General features: G+C 47.2%; 14 protein-coding genes. 13 read left to right on the forward strand and 1 reads right to left on the reverse strand.

From position 1 onward, the window contains the following. Positions 1 to 20: 20 nt before the first annotated feature. The 8 genes from yabG (at position 21) to NSQ68_RS00190 (ending at position 6969) form a co-directional block, all read left to right on the forward strand. Entirely contained in the window at positions 21 to 917 is an 897-nt protein-coding gene (gene yabG, locus NSQ68_RS00155) for a sporulation peptidase YabG (protein ID WP_023986432.1), read from the forward strand. Between the two features lie 201 nt (positions 918 to 1118). Further along, the gene (locus NSQ68_RS00160; RefSeq protein ID WP_307354278.1) at positions 1119 to 1400 is read left to right on the forward strand and encodes a Veg family protein; all 282 of its coding nucleotides are present in this window, start codon (positions 1119 to 1121) and stop codon (positions 1398 to 1400) included. A gap of 162 nt (positions 1401 to 1562) precedes the next feature. Further along, positions 1563 to 1742, forward strand: a complete 180-nt coding sequence (locus NSQ68_RS00165; protein ID WP_007428013.1) for a small, acid-soluble spore protein, alpha/beta type — start codon at positions 1563 to 1565, stop codon at positions 1740 to 1742. Between the two features lie 144 nt (positions 1743 to 1886). After that, the gene (ispE, locus tag NSQ68_RS00170) at positions 1887 to 2741 is read left to right on the forward strand and encodes a 4-(cytidine 5'-diphospho)-2-C-methyl-D-erythritol kinase (RefSeq protein ID WP_013308121.1); all 855 of its coding nucleotides are present in this window, start codon (positions 1887 to 1889) and stop codon (positions 2739 to 2741) included. A 181-nt stretch (positions 2742 to 2922) separates the two neighbouring features. Continuing rightward, entirely contained in the window at positions 2923 to 3750 is an 828-nt protein-coding gene (purR, locus tag NSQ68_RS00175) for a pur operon repressor (RefSeq protein ID WP_013308122.1), read from the forward strand. 175 nt (positions 3751 to 3925) lie between these two features. Then, complete coding sequence (gene spoVG / locus NSQ68_RS00180; RefSeq protein WP_007428016.1) at positions 3926 to 4213, forward strand: septation regulator SpoVG; 288 nt, start codon at positions 3926 to 3928, stop codon at positions 4211 to 4213. Positions 4214 to 4558: 345 nt separating this feature from the next. Next, on the forward strand, positions 4559 to 5956 hold the full coding sequence (glmU, locus tag NSQ68_RS00185; RefSeq protein WP_342427623.1) for a bifunctional UDP-N-acetylglucosamine diphosphorylase/glucosamine-1-phosphate N-acetyltransferase GlmU: 1398 nt from the start codon (positions 4559 to 4561) through the stop codon (positions 5954 to 5956). Positions 5957 to 6015: 59 nt separating this feature from the next. Then, on the forward strand, positions 6016 to 6969 hold the full coding sequence (locus tag NSQ68_RS00190; RefSeq protein WP_013308125.1) for a ribose-phosphate diphosphokinase: 954 nt from the start codon (positions 6016 to 6018) through the stop codon (positions 6967 to 6969). Between the two features lie 67 nt (positions 6970 to 7036). Here NSQ68_RS00190 and NSQ68_RS00195 read toward each other — a convergent pair whose 3' ends face one another. Next, positions 7037 to 7237, reverse strand: coding sequence for a hypothetical protein (locus NSQ68_RS00195; protein WP_023986434.1), 201 nt, complete (start codon positions 7235 to 7237; stop codon positions 7037 to 7039). 197 nt (positions 7238 to 7434) lie between these two features. Here NSQ68_RS00195 and pth point away from each other — a divergent pair, with 197 nt between their 5' ends. The 5 genes from pth (at position 7435) to spoVT (ending at position 13786) form a co-directional block, all read left to right on the forward strand. Beyond that, the gene (gene pth / locus NSQ68_RS00200) at positions 7435 to 7995 is read left to right on the forward strand and encodes an aminoacyl-tRNA hydrolase (protein ID WP_342427624.1); all 561 of its coding nucleotides are present in this window, start codon (positions 7435 to 7437) and stop codon (positions 7993 to 7995) included. Positions 7996 to 8081: 86 nt separating this feature from the next. After that, a complete protein-coding gene (locus NSQ68_RS00205; protein WP_007428020.1) occupies positions 8082 to 8312 on the forward strand; it encodes an anti-sigma-F factor Fin family protein in 231 nt (76 codons plus the stop codon). Between the two features lie 134 nt (positions 8313 to 8446). Further along, the gene (mfd, locus tag NSQ68_RS00210) at positions 8447 to 11974 is read left to right on the forward strand and encodes a transcription-repair coupling factor (RefSeq protein WP_342427625.1); all 3528 of its coding nucleotides are present in this window, start codon (positions 8447 to 8449) and stop codon (positions 11972 to 11974) included. After that, positions 11958 to 13076: a peptidylprolyl isomerase gene (locus NSQ68_RS00215; protein WP_342427626.1), complete on the forward strand. Its 1119-nt coding sequence runs from the start codon at positions 11958 to 11960 to the stop codon at positions 13074 to 13076. Before mfd ends, NSQ68_RS00215 begins: the two co-directional genes overlap by 17 nt. 167 nt (positions 13077 to 13243) lie before the next feature. Then, entirely contained in the window at positions 13244 to 13786 is a 543-nt protein-coding gene (spoVT, locus tag NSQ68_RS00220; RefSeq protein ID WP_029519371.1) for a stage V sporulation protein T, read from the forward strand. Positions 13787 to 13860: the final 74 nt, after the last annotated feature.

Here is a 13860-nt window from a genome sequence, read left to right on the forward strand (position 1 = left end):
ACGAGGGGTGATACAGTGTGATGAGTTTAGGAGACTTGGTCGTTCGGAAATCGTACGGCGGAGATGTCACGTTTCGTGTTGAGGACATCCAGCGGGATAAAGCGATCATTAAGGGAATAGAATTTCGGTTGCTGGCCGATTCCCCAGTGAACGATCTGGTCAGAGTGCCTGCAGACCAGATTAGCGGTAAGACTCAGCAGGCTCACATTAAGGCTGGTGAGTCTCTTAATCTGTTGCAACGGGCACGCCAGCAGCAGGCTGCTCGTAGTCAGGCAGCTCTGGTTGGGGACTGGAGTGATCCGGTCGAGTCAACGTATTTTGAAATGCCGGGAAAGGTTCTTCATCTGGATGGAGATCCCGGCTATTTGAAAAAATGCCTCAGTTTATATGAACAGCTCCGTGTTCCTGCAGAGGGACATCACGTTCATGAATCGGCAATGGCGGACACGTTGTACCGGCTGCTTCCCCGTATCCGTCCGGATATCGTAGTCATTACCGGACATGACGGTGTGCTGAAGCAGCCACAGCCTTACGATTTGTACAGCTTGAAAAGTTATAAAAATTCGCAAAATTTTGTGGCGGCGATTCAGGTAGCAAGACAATATGAACGTCATCTGGATTCGCTGACCATTGTAGCGGGGGCGTGTCAGTCCCATTTTGAGGCGCTGCTGCGTGCGGGAGCGAACTTCGCCAGCTCACCAGGGCGTATCCTGATTCACGCGCTGGACCCCGTTTACGTGGCTGCCAAGGCGGCCTTTACTTCGATCCGTGATACGGTCAACATGGGGGACCTGTTTCACCAGACAATCAGCGGCAGTCGCGGAGTGGGTGGAATTGAAACTAGGGGAAGCTATCGCATCGGCCTGCCGAAGCTTGAAAATTTGTCAACGCTTAAAGTAACGCCTTCTGCAATCTAGGATTCAAATGTGCCAATAGGATTGACTTGAACAAAAAGTCTCTGCTTTCAGAGGCTTTTTGTCATTTTTTAGATAAATTATTCCTGTTCGCAAAAAATTAAATTGACAACTTATTTTTCGTGTTGTTATAATATTTAGCTCGATTTGACAATCCATCTAAAATTCGTTATAATGGACAAGGAAAGAGGTGGTCGTTAGGCAATGGCTAAAAATACGCTGTTGGAAATCAAACGCAGTCTCGACGCACATGTAGGGCAAAAAATTTTGCTGCGGGCTAACGGCGGACGCCGTAAGACCGTCGAACGAACTGGTGTCTTGGAAGAAACGTACCCTTCTGTTTTTATCGTCAAGCTGGATCAGGAGCAACAGACGTTTAAACGTGTCTCCTACAGCTATGCTGACATTCTTACCGAGTCGGTGGAAGTCAGCGTATATGATCCCGACTCCCATACAGGTGTAGTCGAATATTTTGAAACACCTTAATTGATTTCGTGATTTATACCAGCTTTGCAGGTTTAGCGACGGCCCCGTCATTTCAAATGACGGGGCCGTTTTGTATATACAGAGCAGGATGAAGCATGATATCTCTGCACATACTAAGCCGGGAATGATCTTCCTTATTCCATTGCCGAAGGAGGCGTATGTATGAGCCGGAGAAGACGTAGTGTCATGTCGGAGGAGCTAAAGTACGAGCTGGCCAAAGATCTTGGGTTTTACGACACAGTCAAGGAAGAAGGCTGGGGAGGCATTAAAGCCAAGGATGCGGGCAATATGGTCAAGCGGGCCATCCAGCTTGCCGAGCAGGCTGCTTCTCGTAAATCGTAGCCATCAGTGGTGCTGATGAAAAGCGGGGATATCCGGGATAAGACCGGGTCATCTCCGCTTTTTTGAACCTCATGACTTGACACGCTGAGTCTGATATAATATGTTAAGCTGTCTTGAGGGAAAAGTTGAAGGTGGGTGAACGCCTTGAAAATATATGAAAAAGCACCGGCGAAAATCAATTTAATGCTTGATGTTCTACGTAAGCGGGACGATGGTTATCACGAGGTCGAAATGATTATGACCATGGTCGATCTGTCTGATCGATTAACGATGTCCGAGTTACCGCGTGATACCATTATTATTTCTAGTCAAGCCGGGTACATACCATTGGATGAAAAGAACTTGGCTTTCCAGGCCGCGCGTCTGATCAAAGAACGTTATAACGTGTCTACGGGTGTCCACATCCATCTGGATAAGCATATCCCGGTGGCGGCAGGGTTGGCGGGTGGAAGTAGTGATGCTGCCGCAGCGCTGCGTGGACTGAACAAGCTATGGAAGCTTGGTATCTCGGATGCCGAATTAAGGGTGCTGGGTGCGGAGCTGGGCTCAGATGTACCTTTCTGTATTACAGGGGGTACAGCTTTAGCGAGTGGACGCGGAGAACTACTTAAGCCACTTCCGAATCCGCCACAATGCTGGGTGATCCTTGCGAAGCCGCCGATTAATGTATCTACGGCTGAAGTGTATGGTCGTGTCAAAGCAGATCAGATTACGCACCACCCGTCTGCCCGCCAGATGGAGCATGCGATCCGTAACGCTTCTTTTACCGATGTATGCAACGCGCTGGGGAATGTACTGGAGGATGTAACACTAAAGCTGTATCCAGAGGTAGAGCATCTTAAAAGCTCCATGATCCGCTTAGGAGCAGACGGTGTGCTGATGTCAGGTAGTGGACCTACGGTGTTCGGACTGGTATCGAAGGAAGCCAAAGTGCCACGGATTTATAATGGACTAAGAGGGTTTTGTAAAGATGTGTACGCAGTACGACTTTTGACCTGATTTTAGATATTTCTTTCTTATTATAGTGGTAATTGTTGTACAAATACGTACGAAGATGATATATTTACTATTAAATATTCGGATTTTACTATATCACTTACATTCCGCCAGCAACCGGCCAGTCCGCCGGTGCTTTACTGTACGAAGCGGGCGGCAGAAGAATAGATCGCGAGGAATTGTTGTGAAAAAACTTAAAAGAAGCTCACGATTGGTGGAAATGACGCAATTTTTATTGTCACGGCCGCATACGCTGGTGCCTCTTACCCATTTTGCGGATCGCTACGGGGCAGCTAAGTCGTCCATAAGCGAGGATCTGGCCATCATCAAGGAAGTATTTGAGGATGAAGGTACTGGCGAGCTTCTGACGCTGGCGGGAGCGGCAGGTGGCGTGAAACTGATCCCGAGGCTTTCCAAGCAGCATGCGCTTGCGTTTGCGAACGACCTGTGTGCGCAGCTGGAGCAGCCTGACCGCATATTACCGGGAGGGTACCTGTATTTGTCCGATTTGCTGGGCCAACCTGCGATGATGAACGAAGCTGGTAAAATATTCGCGACCGCTTTTGCCAATCGTCAGATTGATGTGGTTATGACGGTGGAAACCAAGGGGATTCCACTTGCCTATGCAACCGGAGCACAGCTGAATTTGCCAGTCGTTCTCGTACGGCGTGATCATCAGGTGACAGAAGGCTCGGCTGTAAGTATTAATTATGTTTCAGGATCACAAAAGAGCCTTCATACGATGTCATTATCCAGACGTGCCATGCGTGAGAAATCGCGTGTGCTCATCGTAGATGATTTTATGAAGGCCGGCGGCACGATTCAGGGGATGGTCGACTTGTTGGCTGAGTTTGATGCTGAGGTGGCCGGTGTAGGTGTGCTGGTAGAATCGGGCGAGGTGGAGAACGAAGAGCGTCTGCTGCATGATTATATTTCACTGGCGAATCTGACCGCAGTCGATTCTCGAAGCAAGCAAATTACAGTCAAGCTGGGCAATTATTTTGATGAGTGAACAGGGCAGTAAATTGTCACATTCCATCATAAAATACCTAAATATGTCGAAAAGAAATCTTTTCAAAAAAATTACCTGAATTTAGGATACGAATTGCCGAAAAAAAGAAGGATTTCGAACTGCTGTGTGGAATGTATACACCAAGTCCTATTTGGAAAAAGGTGGTGAAACACACATGCAGATTACGGATGTTAGACTCCGCCGAGTGAACTCAGAAGGAAGAATGAAGGCGATTGCATCCATTACGATTGATAACGAGTTTGTTGTTCATGACATCCGAGTTATCGACGGTAATAACGGGATGTTCGTAGCTATGCCAAGCAAACGAACTCCAGACGGAGAGTTTCGCGATATCGCTCACCCGATATCTTCAGGAACCCGTGAGAAGATCCAAGCTGCTGTATTGACTGAGTACGAACGTGCAGCTGTGGATGAAGAAGTTGCTATTGAAGAAGGCGCTTAATTCGCCTAAAGCAGGATTGGGGTACAAAAGAAAAAGAGAGCCACTAACTGTGGCTCTCTTTTCTTTTTGTCTGGAATGAGATATATTCTTTAGTGAGTTAACAGTCAGTTTTAAGGCAACTTGGAGCCATCCGGGCTGCCGAAGCGGCTTTTTCATAAGACAGGGACTAGGCAGCGATGCGTCCCGGGGATGAATGTCCAGCACAAGCTGGCCTGAAAAAATAGCCATTAACCAAAGGTTCGCCGTTATTTTTCAGGAGGATTGTGAAAAGTTAAGCAAAATCTGATCTGGGAATTAACGTTTTAGCCAAGGGGTAACTGTTATTTTCAGGATAGGAGGTTGGACTTGTTGGAAAGGTTGGCAGTCATTCTTGCCGCAGGGCAGGGAAAACGTATGAAATCCAAATTATATAAAGTTCTGCATCCGGTGTGCGGAAAACCGATGGTTGGGCATGTGCTCGACACGGTTCGTGAAATCGGTGTGTCCCGAAGTGTAGTCGTCGTGGGTCATGGAGCAGAGGCGGTACAGTCTTATTTGGGACCGTCGGCAGAATATGCGCTTCAGGCAGAGCAGTTGGGAACGGGCCATGCTGTCAAGCAAGCCAAGGACTTGCTCGGTCAGGAAAAAGGTACAACCATTGTCATTTGTGGGGATACTCCTTTGATCACAGCGAAAACGCTGGAGGGCTTGGTGCAATTGCACGAGAGCCGTGGGGCGGCTGCGACGATTCTGACCGCTGAGTTGGACGACCCGAAAGGATATGGACGAGTTATCCGTGATGCTTCCGGGGCCGTGCTCAAGATCGTGGAACAGAAAGATTGTTCACCTGAGGAAGATGCTGTCCGGGAGATCAATACGGGAACGTACTGCTTTGACAATGCCAAGCTGTTTGCAGCGCTGGACAAGGTAACGAACACCAATGCACAGCAGGAATATTATCTGACAGATGTCATTGGTATTTTGCATGGTGAAGGTGAACAGGTTGAGGCGTATTTGACAGATGATGTGTCTGAATCCATCGGTGTTAACGACAGAGTTGCTTTGTCGGTAGCTGAGGGCTATATGCGTGAGCGCATCGTTCGCAAGCATATGCTGAATGGTGTCACTGTCATTGATCCGTCTTCTACCTATATCGGGAGCGAGGTTGTTATTGGTTCCGATACGGTACTGTACCCGAACACATGGCTGCATGGTCAAACACAAATCGGAGAAGATTGTGTGATTGGTCCGCAGGCCGAGATTCAGAATACGATTATCCATTCAGGCGCAACGGTAAAACATTCGGTGTTGAACGAAGCGGTAGTGGGAAGCAGTACATCTGTGGGGCCGTTTGCTTATCTGCGTCCAGGCGCAAAGCTTGGCGAACATGTGAAAATTGGTGATTTTGTTGAGGTGAAAAATGCGACCATTGGAGATCATTCCAAGGTATCTCATTTGAGCTATGTCGGTGATGCCAAGGTGGGTACAAACGTAAATATTGGCTGCGGGGCAATAACGGTCAATTATGATGGATATAATAAATCCATTACAGAAATTGAAGACGATGCCTTTATTGGCAGTAACGTGAATCTAATCGCCCCGATTAAGATTGGAAAAGGTGCTTATGTTGTAGCAGGCTCCACTGTAACACATGCTGTCCCTGATAACGATCTGGCCATTGCCAGACCACGTCAAGAGAACAAAGCCGGATATGCGGACAAAATCCGCGCACGTGCCAAAGCGAAGAAGAAAAGATCGGAATGACCTTAATCAGCAAGCTGTTGAATCTGTAATGAATGAACCAGCACGGAGGGTTTCTATTAATGACTTATTGCGATTCCAAACTCAAAATATTTACTTGTAACTCCAATCCGAAGTTAGCCCACCAGATTGCGGACTACATCGGCATCCCAATGGGGGAATCCCATACCACATCGTTTAGTGACGGTGAAATCCAGGTTAAGCTGTCGGAAAGCGTACGCGGCTGCCATGTGTATATTGTGCAGTCAACTTGTCTGCCGGTTAACGACAACTTGATGGAGTTATTGGTTATGATTGATGCACTTAAACGCGCTTCTGCCAAAAGTATTAATGTCGTTATGCCATATTACGGTTACGCTCGTCAGGATCGTAAAGCTCGTTCACGCGATCCGATTACAGCGAAACTTGTCGCTAACTTGATTGAAAAGGCGGGGGCTCACCGCGTAATCAGTATGGATTTGCATGCGATGCAGATTCAGGGATTCTTTGATATTCCAGTGGATCATATGCTGGGAGCGCCAATTCTGGCCCAATATTTCCGTTCCAAGCAAATTGAGAATCCGATTGTCGTTTCACCCGATCATGGTGGGGTTGTTCGTGCGCGCAAGCTGGCGGACTTCCTGAGTGCGCCGCTCGCTATTATTGATAAGCGTCGTCCAGAGCCAAATGTCAGTGAAGTGATGAACATCATCGGGAACATTGAGGGTAAAACGGCTATTTTAATTGATGATATCATTGATACAGCCGGAACGATTGTATTAGGTGCAAATGCGCTTAAAGAAGGCGGCGTAAAAGATGTGTATGCGTGTTGTACACATGCCGTACTGTCTGGTCCTGCGATGGAAAGACTGGAGAATTCGCCATTAAAAGAGGTGGTTGTGACGGATACGATCCCGATCGTTCACCCGAATCCGACAAGCAAGCTGAAGGTATTGTCTGTGGCTCCATTAATGGGAGAAGCTATCATCCGTGTGCATGAAGAATTGTCGATCAGCAAACTGTTTGAAATCGAATAAGCGCTGGCTCATTAAAAAGGGGTTGCCTTTTCCATATGGAAAAGGCAACCCCTATCAGCATGTCAGGCTAAAAGCCTGGGCGAGATATGAATGTGAAACGTTGACGATTGTATAGTGTGTCCTCTATTTCGACGAAATGCTCATTAAAACGCGCAACGATGCCAATCTGGATATGTACATTCCCGTCATAGATCTGGACAGGAACGGAATGTTTTAAATGATATAGAAAATGGCTGTCATATAAGAGGATATCACCTTGATTGAGCATACCGGCACGCACCTTCCTATTCAATACCAGGATTTTGCAAAATTCGATTCCAGCCGCTCCAAAGTGCAATATATAAACGAACTAGACCATTTCGATCTATATATTGTTCATTGAAAGTCGCTTATTAGATTTTTGCAAAATCCTCAATACAACTATTTTACCAAAAAATCCAGACTGTGAAAGAGGGTGTCAAGGTTATGAAGTGGATTGTAGGATTGGGCAACCCCGGTCCCCAATACGAGAAAACGAGGCATAATGTCGGATTTATGGCATTGGATGCTCTTGCCTCGCGTCATAACATCCAGATTAACCAAAGCAAATGCAAGGCGTTGATTGGAGAGGGCCACATTGGTGGCGTGAAAACTGTACTGATTAAGCCGATGACCTATATGAATCTATCAGGCGAGTCTCTACGTGCTTATATGGACTATTATAAGGCCGATATGGAGGATCTGGTTGTCGTGTACGATGACCTGGATACAGAAGTCGGTAAAATAAGATTGCGTTATCAAGGTAGCGCAGGCGGCCATAACGGCATTAAATCGATCATTCAACATACCGGCACGCAGTCCTTCAACCGGATTCGCATGGGCATTTCCCGCCCGGAGCCTGGACATGCTATTGTCGATTATGTTCTGGGTACCTTTCCAAAGAAGGAAAAGGAATTACTGACCGGAATGATCGAGGACACGTGCAACGCCTTAGAATACAGCTTGAGTCATCCGTTTGAACGGACGATGGCTGAATTCAACAAGTAAGTTTAGACGTAGGCAGACGGGCTTAAATGGAAGATTGTTGGACATACTGAAAGGTATAGAAAACTTTCAGGAGGCATATACATTACATGGTTGTTAATTATGTATGCAGACATTGTCGAACTTTCTTGGGACGAATTGATTCCGCTGCAATAACCGAAGAAAGGTTAGGCTTCCATTCCTTGACCCCTGCCGAACGTAGAGATATAATAGCGTATAATTCGGGCGGTGAAGTGACCGTCAAAGTCATTTGCGAGCATTGCAGTCAGGCGCTGGAGAATAATCCAGAGCTGAGTCTGCTCGTTAATCCGCTCCAATAACAGGTATTCAACTGGTCGGATATACCAGCTTGAGAGGTGAAGCGGTAATTCCGCTTATGGAGCCTTGGCAGCATTGCTGAGGCTTCTTTTTCGGTTTACATGTAACTATTTATAAGCATAAAGGGGTGCCTTTTTTGTTACAAGCACTTATTCAGGCTTTTACGAAGGATGCTGATTATGCATCCATTGCAGCAGGCATATCATCAGGGATGAAGGAACAACTGATATCAGGTTTATCAGGCTCTTCCCGACAGGTACTGATGGCCGCGCTTGCCGAAGATACCGGACGACCGTTAATGGTCATGACGCACAATATGTTTGCCGCTCAAAAAATAGCAGATGACTTACAGGAAGCGCTTTCTCCTGATCAGGTTTTATTGTATCCTGCCAATGAGCTGGTAGCTGCTGAAGCAGCCATATCCAGTCCAGAGACCTTATCCCAACGAATTGATGTATTGATACGCTGCGCCCAGGGTTTTCGTGGGATTGTTGTCGTGCCGTTTTCTGGTGTCCGACGTTTATTGCCAATCCCGGAAACATGGCGTGAGGCTCGTATTGAGCTGAAAGAAGGCGGAACGATTCAGCTGGAAGCGTTTTTGCTACATATGGTCGAGATGGGATACCAGCGTGTAGAGCGTGTGGAATCACGTGGAGAGATGAGCGTACGCGGAGGGATTATTGATTTTTATCCAATGACAACCCGTTGGGGCTATCGTGTAGAGCTGTTTGACGATGAAATTGATTCGATCCGTAAGTTTGATCCGCAAGATCAGCGTTCGGTGGAAAAGGTTCAGGACGTTACTGTAACGCCGTGTAAGGAAGTTATTGCGAATAACCAGCGTATGGATCAGGCGGCGGATGCCGCTGCTATTTTGTTGGAGGAGCAGCTGGGCAAAATGACGGATCGTCAAGCTAAGCAGCATCTGAAAGAAGAGATCCATCGTGAAATTGAGTTGCTGCGAGAGCATGTGTATTTTGACGAAATCTATAAATATATCTCCCTGCTGTATCCTGAACGTAAAACCCTGGCAGATTATATGCCGGAAAATACGATTCTGATTATTGATGAGCCAGCCCGTATGCTGGAAACAGCCAAGCAACTGGAACGGGATGAGTCAGAATGGAATCTGCATTTGCTTCAAAACGGTAAAACGTTACCGCAGCTAGAACTGTCAGATGAGGCGGACAATCTGCTGTACAACCGGAGATTTCAGACGTTGTTCCTGTCGATTTTCCTCCGTCAGGTTCCTCATACCCAGCCGCAAAATATTTTGAACTTCATCTGCCGAGGCATGCAGGATTTCCATGGCCAAATGAATGTGCTCAAGGCGGAGATGGATCGTTGGCGCAAAGCTGGCACACAGGTTATGATGCTGGCGAGTGGAGATGAACGTCTGGACCGGATGCGCCGAGTGCTTGAAGATTACGGTATTGATGAGCCGACGATGGCTATCGGTAATCTGCAAAGCGGTTTTGAAATGCCGTCTATTCACCTGGCGGTCATTACCGAGGGTGAAATGTTTTCCCAGAAGCAGCGGAAAGCTCGTAAGCAGGGCCGGCATGTGGACAATGCAGAACGGATTAAGAGCTATAGCGAGCTGAAGGTGGGCGACTACGTCGTACACCAAAATCACGGGATCGGGAAGTACATGGGGATCGGCACGCTGGAGGTTGGCGGTATCCATAAGGATTACATGCATGTCCTCTACGCGGGTGGAGATAAGCTGTCTGTGCCGATTGAACAAATTGATCTGATTCAGAAGTATGTCGGCTCAGAGGACAAGGAACCCAAGATTTATAAATTGGGTGGCAATGAGTGGACACGGGTTAAAAGTAAGGTGCGAAGCTCGGTTCAGGATATTGCAGATGACTTGATCAAGCTATATGCAGAACGACAGTCGGCACCAGGGTTTGCTTTTGAAAAGGATTCACCGGAGCAACAAGAGTTTGAGGATATGTTCCCGTATGATGAGACACGTGACCAGATTCGGGCGATTGAAGAGATTAAGAAGGACATGGAGCAGAGCCGCCCGATGGATCGTTTGCTATGCGGTGATGTAGGTTACGGCAAAACTGAAGTTGCGATTCGTGCTGCTTTTAAGTCTGCTATTGAAGGAAAACAAGTAGCGGTGCTGGTACCGACAACGATTTTGGCACAACAACACTATGAGACGTTCCGTGAACGTTTTTCAGGGTACCCGTTCAATATTCAGGTATTGAGCCGTTTCCGCTCGCGCAAAGAGCAGAATGAGACGATTAAAGGGGTCCGGCAAGGCACGGTCGATATTGTCATTGGTACTCATCGTCTGTTGTCGCAGGATCTGGTGTTTAAGGACTTGGGGATGCTGATTGTCGATGAAGAACAGCGATTTGGCGTAACCCACAAGGAAAAGCTGAAGAAGCTGAAAACGAACGTAGATGTGCTGACGTTAACGGCAACACCTATTCCGCGTACCTTGCATATGTCCATGCTGGGTGTACGTGACTTGTCAGTCATTGAGACGCCACCGGAAAACCGTTTTCCAGTGCAAACGTATGTGGTTGAGCACAGCCAGACTCTAGTTCGCGAGGCCATTGAACGCGAGATGGCACGCGGAGGGCAGGTGTACTATCTATATAATCGTGTGCAGGGTATTCAGGAGATGGCTGCAGAGATCAATGCACTCGTACCGGAGGCCAAGGTGGGCGTGGGTCACGGACAAATGTCCGAAACCGAGCTGGAGAAAACTATTTTGGATTTCCTGGATGGCGAATATGATGTGCTGGTCAGCACCAGCATTATTGAAACCGGCGTGGATATTCCAAATGTGAATACACTCATTGTGCATGATGCCGATAAAATGGGGCTATCCCAGCTTTATCAGCTGCGTGGGCGTGTAGGTCGTTCCAATCGGATTGCCTATGCTTATTTCACGTACCAGCGGGATAAGGTGCTCACGGAAGTGGCGGAGAAGCGCCTTCAGTCGATTAAAGAATTTACGGAGCTGGGCTCCGGCTTTAAGATTGCAATGCGCGATTTGTCCATCCGCGGCGCGGGTAACTTGCTTGGCGCTGAGCAGCATGGATTCATCGCATCCGTCGGCTTTGATCTTTACTCGCAGATGCTGGCTGAGGAAATTAATAAACGTAAAGTCAGCGTACTTGGAGAAGAGGATCAGTCCAATCGGAATTGGAGTACGTCGATTGATTTAGGCGTCGATGCTTACCTGCCGGGTGACTATATTTATGACAGCATCCAGAAGATTGAAATCTATAAAAAGGTTGCAGCGGTCAGTACCTTTGACGAGGCTTCTGAACTGGAGGATGAACTGGTCGACCGATTTGGCGATCTGCCAGAGGCGGTGCGTCATTTGCTAGCCGTGGCCCGTCTCAAGGTATATGGGCGCATGTATGGCATCGAGTCCATGGTACAACGGGATGACAATATCGTGTTGAAATTCCATGAAGGGCGCCAGCAGGCGGTACAGACCGCCAAACTTGCCGAGATTGGTAATCGCTTTGAAAGACGTGTACAATTTGAACAGGGCACTTCTATGAGCGCACGCATAAAGGGCAAAGGTCTAAGTGATCCACAGTTGCTAGAACTGCTGGAACAATTTTTGAGTGCATTGAAAGAAGCATTCACATTGAAGGAGGAACTGCAAAATGCCACAACTAAATAAAAGAAAACCTTGGAGAATGCTCTCCTTGGGAATGGCAGCGCTGCTAGCTATATCCGTGCTGGCAGCATGTACGAAGCAAGCGGATGAGAACAAGGTCAAGGATGAACCGAAGGACAACAGCAAGGTTGTCGTGACCTATAAGGGTGGAACGATTACCGAAAATGAGTTCAACCAAGAAATCAGTATGATGAAATTCCTGTACCCGGAATATGAGGCTGCGTTAGCTTCGGATCAGGTACGAGAACAAATTGTAAAGCAGGAAGTGGTGTACAAGCTTCTGGCGGCTAAAGCGGACGACAAAGCCAAGGAGCAGGGCGCCAAAGAAGGGAACGAACAACTAGAGCAGTATAAAAAGTCAGTCGGAGAAGATAAGTTCAAAACATTTCTGAGTGATAAAAAACTGACCGAACAAGGTGTGAAAGATTACTTCACGCGTGTAATGACGGTAATCAACAGCGAAACTAACAAAGTAACAGATGATCAGCTAAAACAGGAATTTGAGAAAAATAAAGATCAATTCACGACAGCAACCGTGCGTCATGTATTGATTAACTTCCAAGATCCTAAAACAAAGAAAGAGCGCAAAAAAGAGGATGCCCTCAAGCTGGCGAAAGAAGTGAAGGCGAAGCTGGACGGAGGAGCGGATTTTGCGACGATTGCCAAGAAATTTTCAGAAGACCCAGGTTCTGCGTCTAACGGAGGTCTGTATGAGAATGCATCCGTAGCGCAATGGGTACCTGCCTTTAAAGAGGCCGCTGAGACCCAACCGATTAACAAAATCGGTGAGCCGGTGGAAACGGAATACGGATATCACGTGATCAAAGTGGAGTCCCGCAATGAGCCAACGTTTGATAAATTGAAAGACAACGAAAAGGCTGCCCTGAAGAATAAATTGGCCGGGGAAAGTATCCAAAACTTTAGCGAAAATGATTTGGCGAAACTTGATTTGAAAATCAATCTGCCGAAGGTACCAGCTACGCAAGAGAAAAGCGGTGCAACTTCCGGTGCCGGTAGCACAACTACACCAGGTGCAACAACAAACGGTACGGGCGATGCCAAGTCAGGAACAGCCAAAGATGGAGCTACAAACGAAGGTAAATAACTGAACATGCATAAGGAATTGGGAACAGATGAATACTATGGTCAGATATCACCATAAACACCATGACCGTGACGTTCTTCGTGACCGCTTCTGGGGGAGTGGAAGCGTCTTTCGATACCGTCAGTAGTTTACTAAATTCTTCTTGAGAAAGTGGGGCAACATGTGAAATGAAAGCTACTGGTATAGTTCGCCGTATTGATGACCTTGGGCGGGTAGTTATTCCAAAGGAAATTCGCCGCACCTTGAGAATTCGTGAAGGAGATCCGCTTGAGATTTTTGTGGATCGTGACGGAGAAGTCATTTTGAAAAAGTATTCACCTATTGGTGAACTTGGTGATTTCGCCAAAGAATATGCTGAGTCCCTGTTTGAAAGCACGGGCCATATTACAATGATTACCGATCGGGACACCATTATTACGGTGGCTGGAGGCTCTAAAAAAGAGTTTCTGGACAAGCCAATCGGTAGCATTATCGAAGGTAGTATGGATAATCGCAAAACTGTGCTGGAGACAGCCAGCGGCTCTTATGAGCTAACGCGAGACCACGAAGAAACACTCTCGTCCTTTGTGGCGGCTCCTATTGTTTCCGGTGGTGATCCCATTGGTTCCGTTGTATTGTTGAACAAGGATGAGAATGTAAAAATGTCCGAAATGGAGGTCAAAATGGCTGAAACAGCCGCTGGCTTCCTGGGCAAACAAATGGAACAGTAACATCCCGTTTCACCCCTGTATGACGTACAGAATGGCGAAAGCCGTCCTACGTTGCACAGGGTTTTTTTTCTTTC

It is taken from the genome of Paenibacillus sp. FSL L8-0158 (assembly GCF_038592965.1).
Lineage (GTDB): Bacteria > Bacillota > Bacilli > Paenibacillales > Paenibacillaceae > Paenibacillus > Paenibacillus polymyxa_D.